Raw genomic sequence first — 14,561 nt, 5'->3', positions numbered from 1 at the left:
AAATCCGACCATGAAAACCCTAAAAACAATAGCAATTGTGGTTCTGAGTTTGGCATGCATAAGTGCAGCACAGCAGCCAACGACAATAGGCGATTTTGGCGCCCAGACGCTGGCTCTCATCAATTCTTACAGGACGAGCCGGGGCCTATCTCCCCTCGCCGCAAATGGCACTTTGAAAGCGCTGGCCCGGCAACATAGTCGGTACCAAGCAGCTCGAAGAACCATCAGCCACGACGGCTTCCGCCAGAGATCGGCTCAAGCCAGAGCTGCAGGCCTCAGTGTGGTGTGTTCGGAAAACGTCGGTGTTGGATATATGACTCCACAGCAGCTTTTTTCTGGCTGGCGAAGTTCCCCGGGCCATAACACGAACCTGCTTCGACCTAACCTGCGATACGCGGGAGTATCCGTGGTCGGAGGCTACTCGACTTTCTTCGCTTGTCGATAGTTTTGCCTTCGCCTGCGAACTGCAGGAAACTGCCGCTATTGGCAAGTAGCTCAAAAGGCTTGCTCGATCCGCCCTACCCGATTAAGAGACCTGCGAAACGCGAGACTTTGGATAAGAACATGCAGATCGAGATCCCCTGCCCGAAATGCAGGAACACGCGAATGAAATTCGAGCGACCCGAGCCGCTCGACACCGATGTACTTATCTGCTTCACCTGCGGCCACGAACTGGGAACACTGGGTTCGGTCAAGGCAAAGATGCTTGCTGCCTTCGAGCGCATGAAGAAGCAGGCGCAGCAACCGCGCAAGCACTAGCAGCAGCTATTTGACCAACGCAACGCGGCCGCCGGGGCCGCTGTCGACACGCCAACCCCGATAATCGGGGATCGAAAAGTGCGGCGTTGCGAACGGCGTCGTATGCGTTTCTGTAATGACCGTCACATCTGCCCCCGCCGCTTCGCCTGCGAGAATTCCGGCAACGGCATCTTCGAACACCAGGCATTTCGTCGGATCGACTCCGAGGCGTTTGGCGCCCAGCAGATAGCATTCCGGGCTCGGTTTGCCGGCCGCCACTTCGTCACCGCTTACCATTGCTACCGGTGTGGGAATGCCAGCCGCTGCCATGCGGCGCCTGGCGAGTTCGATCGGTGCCGACGTTACGATCGCCCACTTTTCCGGCGGAATGCCGTTTAGGAAATCGATAGCGCCTGGAATCGCGACGATGCCCCCAACATCTTCCATCTCCTCCTTCAACAATTGCCTTGCCTCATACTCCGGATCTACGCCTGGTAGCGCCAGTTGCCGAATGACGTCGGACGCGCGAATGCCGTGGATCGTCTTGAGGAAGACCTCCGGCTCGAAGCCATACCGGATCGCCCATTCGCTCCAGACGCGTTCGACCACCGCAATGGAATTCAAGAGCGTGCCGTCCATATCGAACAGGAAGGCGTCGTAGAATTTGCCGGGAACGGAATGAGAGGCAGTCACGAAAGTTTCCTTGGTACTGACTGATATCGAACTCGGCCAACTGCTGTGCACCCGGCAGAGGCTGCGCCCGAACAGCGGGCGACGTTTCACTCACGAAGCCAAAGGCGCCTGGCGCTCAGCGAACCTGGTCCAGTAAGCGCTTGCATTCGAGGAGATCGTAGAGTGCTTCCTGGAGCAGGGCCCGATCCTCCTTGCCGACGCTCGACTTGCCGATCGAAACTTCGGGAGATTCTTCATCACCACCGCCAAAATTAAAGAACCGGCGGGTGATCGGTGGTTTCGCCCGGCCGACGACTTGATCCTCCTCGGACATCCCGACTCGCGGTTCGGCAGCATCGGCGCCCTCCTGCTGGCCGCCCGTCAACGCCTGAACGCTGGCAAGGTCGCCATGTCCGATCGCGATGACGAACTTGTTGCCATTGGTCTTCAAGAGCTTCTGCACGCCCTTGATGGTATAGCCGTGATCATAGAGCAGGTGCCGGATGCCCTTCAGGAGATCGATATCCTCTGGCCTGTAGTAGCGTCGGCCGCCACCGCGCTTCATCGGCTTGATCTGCGGAAACCGCGTTTCCCAGAAGCGCAGGACATGCTGTGGAAGGTCTAGGTCGTCCGCCACCTCGCTGATGGTGCGGAACGCATCGGGGCTCTTATCCAACATCCTTACTCCCTACGCGGTCTCGGGGCGTGCCGCGCGTCTGTTCGGCTGATAAGACGCAGCTGTATCTCACGAACGCCAGAACCGAGCCGCGACTCATCATATTTCAACGGTTTGACGCCGTGAATTCAAGTCACGTCTTGAATACCGCACAGATCGTTCAGGGAAGATTATAGTTGTTGTCGGCAAACGAGAGAACGATTCTCTCTTTTGGGTCCGATCAGGAGGCCGGATTGGCGGTCTTCTGCTTGGTTTTGCGCAGGGTATGTGCCTTGAGAATCCGCGTCTTCAAGACATTCGACGCCTTGAAGGTCATGACGCGGCGGGGAGAGATCGGCACTTCCTCCCCGGTCTTGGGGTTACGTCCGATGCGCTCATTTTTGTCGCGCACCTGAAAGGTCGCAAAAGACGAGAGCTTGACAGTTTCGCCGCGAACAATCGCGTTACAAATCTCGTCGATGACAGTTTCCACGAGCTCGGCAGATTCGGTTCTCGAAAGACCGACCTTGCGAAAAACCGATTCCGCCAGGTCTGCTCGCGTCACTGTCTTTCCGGTCATGGTTTCCCCGCCCATTTGCCAATTATATTATGAAAGCGAACAAAGAGTATTTGTCTTGCGCCTCACGGTCAAGCTCTTGTTCGTCGGTAGTTTTTTGGATTTTCTGGTTACCAGCGCAGGAGTGCGGCGCCCCAGGTAAAGCCGCCGCCCATCGCTTCCAGCATCACCAGATCGCCTTGCTTGATGCGGCCATCGCCGGCAGCCGTCGCCAGCGCGAGCGGAATCGAGGCGGCAGAGGTGTTGCCGTGAAGATCAACCGTAACGACTACTTTCTCTGGAGCAATATGCAACTTCTTGGCGGAACCATCGATGATGCGACGGTTGGCCTGGTGCGGCACGAGCCAGTCGAGATCGTCAGCAGTCGTCCCTGTCGCATCGAAGGCAGCCTGAATGACGTCGGTGATCATGCCGACCGCATATTTGAAGACTTCGCGGCCTTCCATGCGCAGCTTGCCAACTGTGCCAGTCGTCGAGGGGCCACCATCCACGTAGAGCTTTTCCTTGTGGGAGCCGTCGGAACGCAGATGCGCCGTCAGCACGCCGCGATCGACGGTCGTGCCCTCGCCTTCCGCAGCTTCCAGCACGATTGCGCCGGCGCCGTCGCCGAAGAGGACGCAGGTCGTGCGATCGTTCCAGTCGAGAATGCGCGAGAAGGTCTCGGCGCCGATCACCAGCACACGCTTGGCGAGACCGCCCCTGATATAGGCGTCGGCCGTCGTCACTGCGTAGACGAAGCCCGTGCACACGGCCTGCACGTCGAAGGCAAAGCCATGGTGCATGCCCAGTCGGTTCTGGATATTGACGGCAGTCGCCGGAAAGGTGTTATCGGGCGTTGAGGTGGCACAGATGATGACATCGATGTCGGCCGGGGTCAGACCAGCCCGGTCGAGCGCTGCGCGCGCTGCCGCTTCACCGAGCGACGAAGTCGTCTCGCCCTCGCCGGCAATGTAGCGCTGGCGGATGCCAGTGCGCTGGACAATCCATTCGTCTGATGTGTCCACGACATCTTCCATGTCGCGATTGGTCATAACGCGTTTCGGAAGTGCGGCTCCGAACCCGCGAACAACTGAACGGATCATATTGCTTAAACCTCGTCGCTCATGCGGCTTCCGGCCCGATCGGGGGCAGCCGCTTGGCATGATACTTCTGAAGATCGTTTTCTATTTTCTGATTGAGGCCATTCTTGGCCATGTCGTAGCCGACCTCGATGGCTGCAGCGATGCCCTCGGCGTTGGCGCCGCCGTGGCTCTTGATGACGACGCCGTTGAGGCCAAGGAAGACGCCGCCGTTAACCCGGCTCGGATCCATCTTTTCGCGCAGCATGTCGAACGCGCCTTTGGCGAAGAAGTAGCCGATCTTGGCAAGCAGCGTGCGCGACATTGCGGCGCGCAGATACTCGCCGATCTGGCGCGCCGTGCCTTCGGCCGCCTTCAGCGCGATGTTGCCGGAGAAGCCTTCGGTCACGACGACGTCGACGGTCCCCTTGCCGAGATCGTTTCCTTCGACGAAGCCATAGTACTCGAGCGAGTCGATGTTCGCCTCGCGGAGCAGCCGCCCCGCCTCCTTCACCTCTTCCTGCCCCTTGATCTCTTCGACACCTACGTTCAGCAGGCCGATCGTCGGACGCTCGATCTCAAACAGCGCGCGGGCCATTGCCCCACCCATGAGGGCGAAATCCATCAACTGCTGCGAATCCGCGCCGATCGTCGCGCCGACGTCGAGAACGATGCTTTCGCCCTTCAGCGTCGGCCAGATGGCGGCGATCGCCGGCCGCTCGATATTGGCCATCGTGCGCAGACAGAACTTGGCCATCGCCATGAGGGCGCCGGTATTGCCGGCCGACACGGCAACGTCGGCCTCCTTCGTCTTTACCGCCTCGATCGTCCGCCACATGGTGGAGACATAACGACCGCGGCGAAGCGCCTGACTCGGCTTCTCGTCCATACGGACGGCCAGTTCGCAATCGTGGAAGACAGTCTTTTCCTTAAGCTTCGGAAACCTGTCGAGAACCGGCTCGCACTGTTCCTTCAAACCATACATCACGAAGGAAATATCGGGATGTCTTTCCAGTGCCTTGGCGGCGCCGGGGATGACAACCTGGGGGCCATAGTCGCCGCCCATGAGGTCGATAGAAATTCTGATCACGCGTCCCTGATCCTTATTTTTCGCCTCCGGCGGGCGAAATTTCGGCCAAAATACCGGTTTTCCCGTCGCTTACAACTGAATTGTGTCAAATCCCCAACGGGGTTCAGTCCTTTTTCCAATCCTTCAACACGGCGAAGGCGGACGGCTTTTTATCATTCTCTCCAGTGTCTTCCATGTGACCGCCGAACTCGACACCTGCCTTGCGAGGATAGGGATCTATCGCAAGAGCCGCGAATTCTGTCACGACCTCACCTGCATCGATTGTATCGCCGGTAAAGCTCTCGGGAAGGTCCGGACCGTCAGGATCGAACACCATCTCACCGGCATCATTGGCTGGCCGACGCGCAAGCTTCGAATTTTCAGGCACGAAGATCTGCTCGAAGGTCTCATCGATGGCGGATGGAACCGGATCGAGGGTAACGACGCAGGATTGGACAATATTTGCTTGGACCCTGCCCTTCATGCGGATGCCGTCGCGCTTCCACCGAGCGATCTGAAGTTCTGCTTTGAGGCTGTCCACAGAAAGGACATTCCAACTCTCGGCGAGCGCGGCCAGTTCCCGCTTGTCGGCCTCCAGATGCACCTCGACAGGATTGGCCGATATATGACCGACATTTACGAGGTAAGAGAATGGCACGTCATCTCTCTTGTTCTTCATCGTCTTCTCCTCAGGCAACCTTCGGGAGCGTCGCCGAGCCTGTCGCGATGACGTCTTCCGACTGAGACAAAAGATGGTCCTCGGCCTTGAACATCCAGCCCGCGAGACCGCGCATATCGACCGGATCGGTCGTCTTGGGATGGATGTTTCGGACAAGCGCAGCGGCAAGCCCTTCGGCATCCCCGGTGTCCATCGCCTTGGAGTAGGCCTCGAGGCGGCCATAGAACATGCCGGCCAGCTTCTTCATGCGTTTCGGCACGCTGTTGTCGCCGATCCCCAGTTCACGAATGGAGTAGTCGATGTCCTGGAAAAAGGCATCGACAATTTCCTGTGCGATTTCCTGGCCGCTCGTCTCAGACGTTCGTGTGCGCCGGAAGAAAAGGATCATCACCGCGGAGAGCATTTCGAAGCGCCCCATGACCGTATCCGGCACATTCAGGCGCTCGTAGAGGTCCGGCATCCGAGCGGCCGACGTTAATGCCTGATATTGCCGATCAACGATTGCCTGATTGTTGTTTTTCTTGCCAAAGAGCCCGAAGATCATCGTTTTTTCCGGAAAGGCCTCATTCTTGACGCCAAGCGGCGTCCGGCCTTGTTGCATGATTTCGAAAGCTGGTTTACCGAAGCAGGCGCGAATTGCAATGCCGAAGGTGGCCACTTTCGGGACAGCGCCCATCTGTCCGCACGAGCCAACGGGATGTCCGACCCCGGAATGGCCACAATGGTTTTGCATCAGCGATCTGAGGCCGGTGGCTGCCATATATATTTTTAGGGAGTAGATGTCGTTGACGAAACGGTATTTCAAGTCTGACAAGAAATTCCTCAGCAATGCCGCCATTGCCATCATGATCGCCTCCGCCGGACTTTCGGGCTGCCAGACAGGAACCGTCCTTAATGGTGGGTATGTCGCCGACGAGCAGTCTCTGAATCTCGTCCCGGAAGGATCGAGCCGCGAGCAGGTTCTCCTATCCCTGGGCACGCCGTCAACGACGGCGACGTTCGATGGCGAAGTCTTCTACTACATCTCACAGCGCCGCGAGCGCTCCATGGCCTTCCAGAAGCTGAGAGTCGTCGACCAGAGCGTTTTGGCGATCTATTTCGACAAGGACGGCATCGTTACGCGTCGCGCCAACTACACCCTCAAGGACGGCAAGGTTTTCGATACGATTACCCGCGTCACCCCGACAGGCGGCAAGGACTTCACCTTCCTGCAGCAACTCCTGTCCGGCGGCAGCGCCGCGAACGCTGCCAAGGGCCTGTTCGGTGGCGGCACCTCGCAGCCGGCCTCCCCGCAGAATCCGGCCAGCTTGCGCTAGCGGGGATCGAACTCCACGGAAAAACCTGCCGGATCGGTGAACTGACCCCCCGAAAGTTGGACAACAACCTTCGGGGGGCATGTCCAAGCACAGCGAAGTTTTAAGCGATCTGTTGTGGAGTTTTTTCAGACGGGTGAGCGAGGCGCCCGTGAAGTAGGCCGGCATTTCGGCGTAGATCATGCCACGGTTCGTAAATGGGCGGCGAGTTACGCGGCGCACGGACCTTTAGGTCTGGCGAAGAAATCCAGCCGCTACGATACAGCTTTCAAGCTGTCGGTTCTCCAGCGGATGTGGGAGGATGGTCTCCCAGGAAGGCCACAGGGTCAATCACAAGACGGTGCAGCATCTGATGGTCAAGATGGGACTGAAATCGCTGGTCAGACCGAAGAAACATCGATCCTACAAGGGCGGCGTCGGGCGCACAGCTCCTGATCTGATCGAACGGCAGTTAACGTCGGGGGCGAGAAGCTCTATCTCTCGCCGGTTATGGACTTGTTCAACGGAGAGATCATCGCTTTTGAAACCGCAAGGCGGCCCGTCTTCAAACTGGTGGAAGGGATGTTGAGCAAGGCGTTGAACCAGCTCGGCAACAATGACAAGCCGATCCTGCATTCTGACCAGGAATGGCATTACCAGATGCCCGCATATCAGCAGCAATTGAAAAAACACGGTATCCAACAGAGCATGTCACGCAAAGGCAACTGCCTCGACAACGCGGCAATGGAGAGCTTCTTCGCAACCCTCAAGTCCGAGCTCTTCTATCCCAATCGTTTCGAAGGCACCCAGAGCCTGAAGAACGGCATCAAGGACTATATCCACTACTACAATCATCAGCGCATCAAGCTGAAAAGGACCGAGCCCTGTGCAATACAGAACTCAGTCCCTTGTATCATAACCCAGCAACCGTCCAACTTTATGGGGTCAGTTCAATCGCTCCGGCGGGTTTTTTAGTGTTCGTTCGCGGTTACCTCAGGCCAGAACGGCAAGAAGCAGAAGCGCGACGATGTTGGTGATCTTGATCGCCGGATTGACGGCCGGACCCGCCGTGTCCTTGTAGGGATCGCCGACCGTATCACCAGTCACCGAAGCCTTATGGGCATCCGATCCCTTCATGTGGCGAACGCCGTCCTTGTCGACGAAACCGTCCTCGAAGGATTTCTTGGCGTTATCCCAGGCGCCGCCGCCCGATGTCATCGAGATGGCAACGAAGAGGCCGTTGATGATCACGCCGAGCAAGGATGCGCCCAGCGCCGCAAAGGCCGAAGCCTTCGATCCGGAAATGGCAAGAACGCCGAAGTACACGACGACCGGTGCCAACACCGGCAGCAAGGACGGTATGATCATCTCGCGAATGGCTGCCTTCGTCAGCAAGTCGACGGCCCTGCCATAGTCCGGCCGCTCTGTCCCCTGCATGATGCCCGGCTTCTCCTTGAACTGGCGGCGAACCTCCTCGACGATTGCGCCAGCCGCACGACCGACGGCAGTCATGGCAATGCCGCCGAAGAGATACGGGATCAGACCACCGAAGATCAGCCCCGCCACTACGTAGGGATTCGAGAGGTCGAACGAGATCTCACCAATTCCCGCAAAGTAAGGGTACTTGTCCCCGTTCGCCGCGAAATATTTAAGATCGTACGAATAGGCAGCAAAGAGCACGAGTGCTCCGAGGCCCGCCGAGCCAATCGCGTACCCTTTGGTGACCGCCTTCGTCGTGTTTCCTACGGCATCAAGCGCGTCGGTCGACTTGCGAACTTCAGGCGGCAGATGGGACATCTCAGCAATACCACCGGCATTGTCCGTTACTGGACCGAAGGCATCCAGCGCAACGATCATGCCGGCAATGCCGAGCATCGCGGTAACCGCAATACCGGTACCGAAAAGACCACCTAGCTGATAGGTGGCAAGAATACCGCCGACGATGACAATGGCCGGCAACGCCGTCGACTCGAGCGAAACTGCCAGCCCCTGGATAACGTTGGTTCCATGACCGGTTACCGACGCCTGGGCGATCGAGTTGACCGGGCGCTTGTTGGTGCCGGTGTAGTACTCGGTGATGGCGACGATCAGCGCTGTAACGACGAGGCCGATCAATCCACAGGAGAACAGATTGGTTCCGGTCACCTCTGCGCCACCGACGGTGCCGAGCGAGCCCCAGCCGATCGTAAGCGACGTGGCGGCACCAAGACCAATGATCGAGAGCAGACCCGTGACGATCAGCCCCTTGTAGAGCGCGCCCATGATCGAACCGTTGCTGCCGAGCTTGACGAAGAATGTGCCAATGATCGAGGTGATGATGCACGCCCCACAAATCGCCAGCGGATACAGCATCGCCGATTGCAGGACGGGCGCGCCGGCGAAAAAGATCGCGGCGAGAACCATCGTTGCAACGACGGACACGACGTAGGTTTCGAAAAGGTCTGCGGCCATGCCAGCGCAATCGCCGACATTGTCACCGACGTTATCGGCGATCGTGGCAGGGTTGCGCGGATCGTCTTCCGGGATGCCCACTTCGACCTTGCCAACGAGATCGCCGCCAACGTCGGCGCCCTTGGTGAAGATGCCGCCACCAAGGCGGGCGAAGATAGAGATCAGTGAGGCGCCGAAGCCGAGCGCGACAAGTGAGTCCACAACCTCGCGCGAGCTGCCCTCGTGACCGAGGACGACCGTCAGTACATAGTAGTAGATCGATACGCCCAGCAGCGCCAGCCCGGCTACGAGCATCCCGGTGATCGCGCCGGACTTGAACGCGATTTCAAGGCCGGCCGCCAGGCTTTGAGATGCTGCCTGCGCCGTGCGGACGTTGGCGCGCACCGAGACGTGCATGCCGATGAAGCCGGCGGCGCCGGAGAGAACCGCGCCGATGAGGAACCCGATTGCAGCCGTGCCGGAGAGCAGCAGCCAGGCTGCAATGAAAACGACGATGCCGACGATTGCGATGGTCTTATACTGGCGCATCAGATAGGCCTGCGCGCCTTCACGAATATAGCCTGCAATTTCCTGCATACGCTTGTTGCCCTGATCGGCGGCAAGAACCGATCGGGTTGCCCAGATGGCATAGACCACCGAGAGCAGACCGCATGCTATTACCCATAAAAGAATGCTCATTTCGCTCTTTCCTCCAAAAGAGCCGGAGCTCACTCCCTCTCCGGCTGCGAATACGCCGACTCGATTTCCTCCCACAGAAATGCTGCAACGCCGCGCGGAGATTGCGTGGAGGAAAACGGCGCGTCAAGCCCGCAAACGCCAAAAGCCCTTGCAGCACAATGGGAACCGGGAGTTTCTGGAGGTCGGGGCCACGGCCCCGGCAGAACGCTACTTCTTGGCTTCGCCGCGAACCTGCTTCGCGATGCGGTCAAGCACCGCATTGACGAGCTTCGGCTCATCTTCGCTAAAGAAGGCCTGGGCGATCTCGACATATTCCGTCACGATGACCGCGACGGGAACATCCTTACGATCGAGGATCTCGAACACGCCGGCACGCAGGATCGCGCGGACCGTGCTATCGAGACGCGACAGCGCCCAGTCGTCCTGCAAAGCGGAGGCGATCAGTGGATCAAGTCGACGCTGTTCTCGTACGACGCCCGAGACGATGGAACGGAACCAGGAGGGGTCGGCCTTCAGATAGGTCTCGCCGTCGAGTTCCTGACCGAGGCGATGCGCCTCATACTCGGCGACGATTTCCAGGACGCCGGTACCGCCAATATCCATCTGGTAGAGCGCCTGAACGGCAGCAAGGCGCGCAGCACCTCGCTGGTTTGCGGCCTTGACGGGACGCTCCGAGTTCTCGTTGTTCATTCGTTATGCACCCAACTTTTTCTTCAGCTCGATCATCGTGAGAGCTGCGCGGGCGGCAAATCCGCCCTTGTCCTTGTCTGAACGGCGGGCGCGAGCCCAAGCCTGATCGTCATTCTCAACAGTCAGAATGCCATTGCCAATGGCAAGGGATTCGCTCACGGCCAAATCCATCAGCGCGCGCGAGGATTCATTCGACACGATATCGAAATGGTAGGTCTCGCCGCGGATGACCATGCCAAGGGCGACATACCCGTCATACTGCGTACCATCATTATCCGCTCCGTCGAGCGCCATGGCAATCGCCGCTGGAATCTCGAGAGCGCCGGGAACGGTGACGACCTCATAGGTCGCGCCGGCCTCTTTCAAGGCGAAGGTCGCGCCTTCAAGCAAGGCATCGGCCATGTCGTCGTAGAAGCGTGCTTCAACGATCAGAATGTGGGGAGCGGTTTCTCGCGCCATGCTTCACCTTCGGTAGCTAGAGGACTTCGCCAATCGGCAGGCCGCGGTCAAAACACGCCGCGACCCGAATGGCAAGCAAATTCCGAACTTGGTTTGGATGCGAAATCCGGAATCACGGCAGGGGCATGGTTGACAATCCTTGCATCGCCTTGCGCCGAAGGTGCCCCGGCGCCTCGAAGATGGCAAATGAAGGGCGATCCGCATGAACAATTTGTAACTAAATTCCAGATACTTATTGGTTGAAGGCGGATGATCGGGACACCAATTTCATCCGTGTAACGCTGACGATCTACTGCCGACGGCCGATCGTCAGAGCAGATGAAAGGATACTCCCATGAATCGCGTTGCCGCCATCGCCTCCGCAGTCGCTACTCTTGCCTTCGCAGACGCCAGCCGTGCGGAAAGTCTAGATATGAATATCCCTTCGGGCATCGAACGAACGCTGCGCAGCTTCAGCGGCCGCAATCTCGATGTTCGGCAGGTGTACGATCACGGCGGCTCGGGAAATATCGGTGACCCCAAGTCCTTCGCCGCGCGCAGCGTAAACGACATCCAGATGATCCGTGCCGCTATTGCCGTCAACAAGCCTCTTGTGCATCAACTCAACGCCAGAGGGGTCTTGTTGGGCAACATCGTCAATGCCGACCAGGCCGCTGATGGCGGTATCACCGTCTACTATCGATGAAAGCAAGGGCGACAGCGGAAGACTGTCGCCCATACGATGCTTTGCGGTTGTATTTTCTCGCGGGATGGTGCCTCTTCTCCGGAAACAGGAGGGAGACAATGTCCATCGTATCGAATCCCGTGATCAACACCGCCGATTTGGAGCTTGAGCACTGGAAGCAAGGAGATCTGTATGAAAGCGCAGATGCCTCGTTTGGCTCGCTTCTCGGTCTCGCAGGTCTCGGCATAAGCTACAACGAAGTTCCGCCCGGCAAATCCAGCTGTCCGTTCCACAACCATCACGTGGAGGATGAGCTGTTTTTCATTATTGAAGGCACCGGCGAGTATCGCTTCGGCCCTGACCGCTACCCTATTCGAAAGGGCGACACACTCGGCGCTCCGGCCGGCGGGCAAGAGACCGCCCACCAGATCATCAACACCGGTTCGACGCCTCTCATCTACCTCGGCATCTCGACAACGGCGAAGACGGAGATCGTCGAGTATCCCGATTCCGGCAAATTTCTAGCCAAGACCAATCGCGACGGGGGACAAGCGAACCGCTTTCGCTTTATCGGCAGTGAGAGCGGTAAGTTGGACTACTGGGATGGCGAGCCCGGCGCATGACTTCCGTCCGAGAGAGCACTTTGAAATGACAAGTATTCCGACCATCGAGACCGCGCGGCTATTGCTGCGGCCGCATACCGTTGAAGATTTTTCGGACTATGTGACGATGTGGAGCGATGAAGCGGTCGTGCGCTTCATCGGGGGTATGCCCTCTACCCGTGAGCAAACCTGGGCACGCATGCTGCGCGTCGCGGGCATGTGGTATCACATGGGCTTCGGGTTTCTGGCGATCGAGGAAAAGCAGTCAGGGCGCTTCATCGGGGAAGCAGGCTTTCTCGACATGAAGCGGGACATGCATCCGGTCTCCACGGAAGGCACCCTGGAAACCGGTTGGGGTCTGATGCCCTTCGCGCAAGGACGCGGCTACGCCAGCGAAGCGCTGACGGCGCTGATCGCCTGGGCGGAAGAACGCTTCCCCTCCAAGCCGATGACCTGCATCATCCACCCCGAGAACGACCGCTCGCTACGCCTAGCGCGCAAGCTCGGCTTCCGCGAAGTCCAGCGATGCAACTACAATGGAGACGTCATTCTCCTTGCGCGGTCGGGAACTCCGCCAGCCTAGCGGCATAGCGCGCCATGGTATCGACTTCGAAATTGACGAAGTCGCCTGCCTTGCGCTCGCCCCAGGTCGTGACCTCAAGCGTGTGACGGATCAGCAGGACGTCGAAATCCGTGCCGTCGACCGCATTGACCGTGAGCGACGTGCCGTCCAGGGCGATAGAGCCCTTGCGTGCAACGAACTTGGCGAGATGTTCAGGCGCGCGCAGGCGAAAGCGTGTAGCGTCACCCTCTTCGGTCACAGAGAGAATCTCTGCCTTGCCGTCGACGTGGCCGGAAACGATGTGACCGCCGAGTTCGTCACCGATCTTCAGCGAACGCTCGAGATTGATGCGGCTACCTTCCTTCCACGTTCCGATCGTCGTCAGACGCAGAGCCTCTTCCCATGCTTCGACCTCGAACCAGCGGCCGTTGCTGCCGTCGCTCGGTAGGCCGGTCACCGTCAGGCAGATGCCGCCGTGCGAGATCGAGGCGCCCATGTCGATGGTCGCCGGATCATAGGCAGTGGCGACACGCAGCTTGATGCCTTCCTTCAACGGGGAAACGGACTCGATCGTGCCGATGTCGGTGACAATTCCGGTAAACATCAAAGCTCTCTTTCGTATTCGTCCAGGCGGTCGTCGCCAAACATGAAGGTGCCCTTGTGTAGGAAACCCGATGGCATATCGGTCTTCGTCACCGGCGATTCAATACCGCCCTGCCCGATCACCTGAGGGCCTTGATAGAGCAGAACCCGGTCGACGTATCCGGCGTCAAGGAAGAGCCTCGCCGTGCGCGCACCACCTTCGACAACAAGCGAGGAAATGCCGCGCGACGCGAGCGCAGGCAGCAGCTCGTCCAGGCGGTAGGGATTGCACTGGACGACTTCGACGCCCGCCTGATCGAGCGCGGCACGGCGCGCAAGAAAGGCCGCGTCCTCGCTTTCGTCGAAGCGGGGCGGCTCGGTTGCAACGACGATCAACGGCACCTGCTTGGCAGTCGCAACCAGCTTGCTATCCAGCGGCAAAGAGAGATCTTCGTCGAGCACGACCCGGATCGGCGAGCGGGTCTCAAGGCCTGGGGTGCGAACTGTCAGCAAGGGATCATCAGCGATCGCCGTACCGATCCCAACCAGAATCGCATCGGTTTCAGCGCGCAGCTTCTGCACCTCGGCGCGTGCGGCAGGCCCGGTAATTGCAATCTGCCCCTCGCCCTTTTTTCCGATCATGCCGTCGGCAGAAACCGCAAGCTTGAGAGTCACGTACGGTCGGTTCTTCGTCTGCCGCGTGAGGTAGGCGGCAAGCGAACGCTTGCCTTCATCTTCAAGAATCCCGGACTCGACCTCGATCCCGGCATCGCGCAGCATGGCAATGCCCCTGCCCGAGACGCGCGGATCCGGATCGGTCACGCTGATGACGACCCGACCGACGCCATAGGCAATCAGCGCCTCCGCGCAGGGCGGCGTCTTGCCATGGTGCGAGCAGGGTTCGAGCGTCACATAGGCGGTAGCGCCGCGTGCCAGATCGCCGGCCCCGGCCAGAGCTTGCGGCTCCGCATGCGGGCGCCCGCCGACTGCCGTTACGCCACGGCCGACGATCTGCCCGTCACGCACGATGACGCAGCCGACCGAAGGATTGGTGGATGTCTGGCCGAGGTGCAGGAGACCCAGCCGGATCGCCTCTTGCATGAAACGCGCGTCGTTTTCCGAAGCGCTCATCA

General features: G+C 59.0%; 18 protein-coding genes and 2 pseudogenes. 8 read left to right on the top strand and 12 right to left on the bottom strand.

Features of this window, described 5'->3' with window-relative positions; translation table 11 throughout:
• Positions 1–10 precede the first annotated feature (10 nt).
• Together K9B32_RS17515 and K9B32_RS17510 are read left to right on the top strand one after the other, a co-directional pair.
• Positions 11–445 carry a CAP domain-containing protein gene (locus K9B32_RS17515; protein ID WP_224564390.1) on the top strand — a complete coding sequence of 145 codons (435 nt, stop codon included), beginning with the start codon at positions 11–13 and terminating at the stop codon, positions 443–445.
• 161 nt (positions 446–606) lie between these two features.
• Complete coding sequence (locus K9B32_RS17510) at positions 607–759, top strand: hypothetical protein (RefSeq protein ID WP_224564370.1); 153 nt, start codon at positions 607–609, stop codon at positions 757–759.
• 6 nt (positions 760–765) lie between these two features.
• Here K9B32_RS17510 and K9B32_RS17505 read toward each other — a convergent pair whose 3' ends face one another.
• The 7 genes from K9B32_RS17505 to K9B32_RS17475 all read right to left on the bottom strand — a co-directional run bounded on the left by K9B32_RS17505 (position 766) and on the right by K9B32_RS17475 (position 6,049).
• Positions 766–1,431, bottom strand: a complete 666-nt coding sequence (locus K9B32_RS17505) for an HAD family hydrolase (protein WP_411969716.1) — start codon at positions 1,429–1,431, stop codon at positions 766–768.
• Between the two features lie 115 nt (positions 1,432–1,546).
• Positions 1,547–2,089 carry a MerR family transcriptional regulator gene (locus K9B32_RS17500; RefSeq protein WP_224564368.1) on the bottom strand — a complete coding sequence of 181 codons (543 nt, stop codon included), beginning with the start codon at positions 2,087–2,089 and terminating at the stop codon, positions 1,547–1,549.
• Between the two features lie 217 nt (positions 2,090–2,306).
• Positions 2,307–2,645, bottom strand: a complete 339-nt coding sequence (locus K9B32_RS17495) for an integration host factor subunit alpha (RefSeq protein ID WP_007801086.1) — start codon at positions 2,643–2,645, stop codon at positions 2,307–2,309.
• A gap of 107 nt (positions 2,646–2,752) precedes the next feature.
• Positions 2,753–3,724: a beta-ketoacyl-ACP synthase III gene (locus K9B32_RS17490; protein WP_224564366.1), complete on the bottom strand. Its 972-nt coding sequence runs from the start codon at positions 3,722–3,724 to the stop codon at positions 2,753–2,755.
• 19 nt (positions 3,725–3,743) lie between these two features.
• Positions 3,744–4,790, bottom strand: a complete 1,047-nt coding sequence (gene plsX / locus K9B32_RS17485; RefSeq protein ID WP_224564364.1) for a phosphate acyltransferase PlsX — start codon at positions 4,788–4,790, stop codon at positions 3,744–3,746.
• Positions 4,791–4,893: 103 nt separating this feature from the next.
• Positions 4,894–5,448, bottom strand: a complete 555-nt coding sequence (locus K9B32_RS17480) for a YceD family protein (protein WP_224564362.1) — start codon at positions 5,446–5,448, stop codon at positions 4,894–4,896.
• A 10-nt stretch (positions 5,449–5,458) separates the two neighbouring features.
• Entirely contained in the window at positions 5,459–6,049 is a 591-nt protein-coding gene (locus tag K9B32_RS17475) for a ubiquinol-cytochrome C chaperone family protein (RefSeq protein WP_224564386.1), read from the bottom strand.
• Between the two features lie 178 nt (positions 6,050–6,227).
• Between K9B32_RS17475 and K9B32_RS17470 the strand changes: the two genes are divergently transcribed.
• From K9B32_RS17470 to K9B32_RS17465, 3 genes and pseudogenes are all read left to right on the top strand, one after another.
• Positions 6,228–6,764 (top strand): outer membrane protein assembly factor BamE, encoded by a 537-nt coding sequence (locus K9B32_RS17470; RefSeq protein WP_224564360.1) that lies wholly within the window; start codon positions 6,228–6,230, stop codon positions 6,762–6,764.
• Positions 6,765–6,878: 114 nt separating this feature from the next.
• Positions 6,879–6,956 (top strand): annotated as a pseudogene (locus K9B32_RS29125) (hypothetical protein); the annotation flags it as partial.
• 109 nt (positions 6,957–7,065) lie between these two features.
• Positions 7,066–7,659, top strand: a pseudogene (locus K9B32_RS17465) (IS3 family transposase); the annotation flags it as partial.
• 74 nt (positions 7,660–7,733) lie between these two features.
• On the opposite strand, the gene K9B32_RS17460 reads toward K9B32_RS17465, so the two are convergent.
• The 3 genes from K9B32_RS17460 to K9B32_RS17450 all read right to left on the bottom strand — a co-directional run bounded on the left by K9B32_RS17460 (position 7,734) and on the right by K9B32_RS17450 (position 11,018).
• Positions 7,734–9,869, bottom strand: a complete 2,136-nt coding sequence (locus tag K9B32_RS17460; protein WP_224564357.1) for a sodium-translocating pyrophosphatase — start codon at positions 9,867–9,869, stop codon at positions 7,734–7,736.
• A 207-nt stretch (positions 9,870–10,076) separates the two neighbouring features.
• Entirely contained in the window at positions 10,077–10,559 is a 483-nt protein-coding gene (gene nusB / locus K9B32_RS17455; protein WP_224564355.1) for a transcription antitermination factor NusB, read from the bottom strand.
• Between the two features lie 3 nt (positions 10,560–10,562).
• Positions 10,563–11,018: a 6,7-dimethyl-8-ribityllumazine synthase gene (locus K9B32_RS17450; RefSeq protein WP_007801069.1), complete on the bottom strand. Its 456-nt coding sequence runs from the start codon at positions 11,016–11,018 to the stop codon at positions 10,563–10,565.
• Between the two features lie 334 nt (positions 11,019–11,352).
• On the opposite strand from K9B32_RS17450, the gene K9B32_RS17445 reads away from it, so the two are divergent.
• The 3 genes from K9B32_RS17445 to K9B32_RS17435 all read left to right on the top strand — a co-directional run bounded on the left by K9B32_RS17445 (position 11,353) and on the right by K9B32_RS17435 (position 12,867).
• On the top strand, positions 11,353–11,703 hold the full coding sequence (locus tag K9B32_RS17445; RefSeq protein ID WP_224564352.1) for a hypothetical protein: 351 nt from the start codon (positions 11,353–11,355) through the stop codon (positions 11,701–11,703).
• Between the two features lie 98 nt (positions 11,704–11,801).
• Positions 11,802–12,305, top strand: coding sequence for a cupin domain-containing protein (locus tag K9B32_RS17440; protein ID WP_224564349.1), 504 nt, complete (start codon positions 11,802–11,804; stop codon positions 12,303–12,305).
• 25 nt (positions 12,306–12,330) lie between these two features.
• On the top strand, positions 12,331–12,867 hold the full coding sequence (locus K9B32_RS17435) for a GNAT family N-acetyltransferase (protein WP_224564345.1): 537 nt from the start codon (positions 12,331–12,333) through the stop codon (positions 12,865–12,867).
• On the opposite strand, the gene K9B32_RS17430 is transcribed toward K9B32_RS17435, so the two are convergent.
• Both K9B32_RS17430 and ribD read right to left on the bottom strand, forming a co-directional pair.
• A complete protein-coding gene (locus tag K9B32_RS17430) occupies positions 12,830–13,450 on the bottom strand; it encodes a riboflavin synthase (protein WP_224564344.1) in 621 nt (206 codons plus the stop codon). The genes K9B32_RS17435 and K9B32_RS17430 overlap by 38 nt on opposite strands.
• Positions 13,450–14,559 (bottom strand): bifunctional diaminohydroxyphosphoribosylaminopyrimidine deaminase/5-amino-6-(5-phosphoribosylamino)uracil reductase RibD, encoded by a 1,110-nt coding sequence (gene ribD, locus K9B32_RS17425; RefSeq protein WP_224564341.1) that lies wholly within the window; start codon positions 14,557–14,559, stop codon positions 13,450–13,452. Before ribD ends, K9B32_RS17430 begins: the two co-directional genes overlap by 1 nt.
• Positions 14,560–14,561: the final 2 nt, after the last annotated feature.

Source organism: Rhizobium sp. 3T7, assembly GCF_020166565.1.
Taxonomy (GTDB): domain Bacteria; phylum Pseudomonadota; class Alphaproteobacteria; order Rhizobiales; family Rhizobiaceae; genus Rhizobium.
This window is presented reverse-complemented; position numbering and strand designations above follow the sequence as displayed.

Excerpts from the sequence above, each read along its gene's own strand:
- K9B32_RS17460 (WP_224564357.1), bottom strand. The coding sequence starts at position 9,869 with ATGAGCATTCTTTTATGGGTAATAGCATGCGGTCTGCTCTCGGTGGTC.
- K9B32_RS17500 (WP_224564368.1), bottom strand. The coding sequence starts at position 2,089 with ATGTTGGATAAGAGCCCCGATGCGTTCCGCACCATCAGCGAGGTGGCG.
- K9B32_RS17435 (WP_224564345.1), top strand. The coding sequence starts at position 12,331 with ATGACAAGTATTCCGACCATCGAGACCGCGCGGCTATTGCTGCGGCCG.
- K9B32_RS17480 (WP_224564362.1), bottom strand. The coding sequence starts at position 5,448 with ATGAAGAACAAGAGAGATGACGTGCCATTCTCTTACCTCGTAAATGTC.
- K9B32_RS17490 (WP_224564366.1), bottom strand. The coding sequence starts at position 3,724 with ATGATCCGTTCAGTTGTTCGCGGGTTCGGAGCCGCACTTCCGAAACGC.
- K9B32_RS17475 (WP_224564386.1), bottom strand. The coding sequence starts at position 6,049 with ATGCAACAAGGCCGGACGCCGCTTGGCGTCAAGAATGAGGCCTTTCCG.
- K9B32_RS17470 (WP_224564360.1), top strand. The coding sequence starts at position 6,228 with ATGTCGTTGACGAAACGGTATTTCAAGTCTGACAAGAAATTCCTCAGC.
- K9B32_RS17495 (WP_007801086.1), bottom strand. The coding sequence starts at position 2,645 with ATGACCGGAAAGACAGTGACGCGAGCAGACCTGGCGGAATCGGTTTTT.
- K9B32_RS17450 (WP_007801069.1), bottom strand. The coding sequence starts at position 11,018 with ATGGCGCGAGAAACCGCTCCCCACATTCTGATCGTTGAAGCACGCTTC.
- K9B32_RS17440 (WP_224564349.1), top strand. The coding sequence starts at position 11,802 with ATGTCCATCGTATCGAATCCCGTGATCAACACCGCCGATTTGGAGCTT.
- nusB (WP_224564355.1), bottom strand. The coding sequence starts at position 10,559 with ATGAACAACGAGAACTCGGAGCGTCCCGTCAAGGCCGCAAACCAGCGA.
- ribD (WP_224564341.1), bottom strand. The coding sequence starts at position 14,559 with ATGAGCGCTTCGGAAAACGACGCGCGTTTCATGCAAGAGGCGATCCGG.
- K9B32_RS17510 (WP_224564370.1), top strand. The coding sequence starts at position 607 with ATGAAATTCGAGCGACCCGAGCCGCTCGACACCGATGTACTTATCTGC.
- K9B32_RS17430 (WP_224564344.1), bottom strand. The coding sequence starts at position 13,450 with ATGTTTACCGGAATTGTCACCGACATCGGCACGATCGAGTCCGTTTCC.
- K9B32_RS17445 (WP_224564352.1), top strand. The coding sequence starts at position 11,353 with ATGAATCGCGTTGCCGCCATCGCCTCCGCAGTCGCTACTCTTGCCTTC.
- K9B32_RS17515 (WP_224564390.1), top strand. The coding sequence starts at position 11 with ATGAAAACCCTAAAAACAATAGCAATTGTGGTTCTGAGTTTGGCATGC.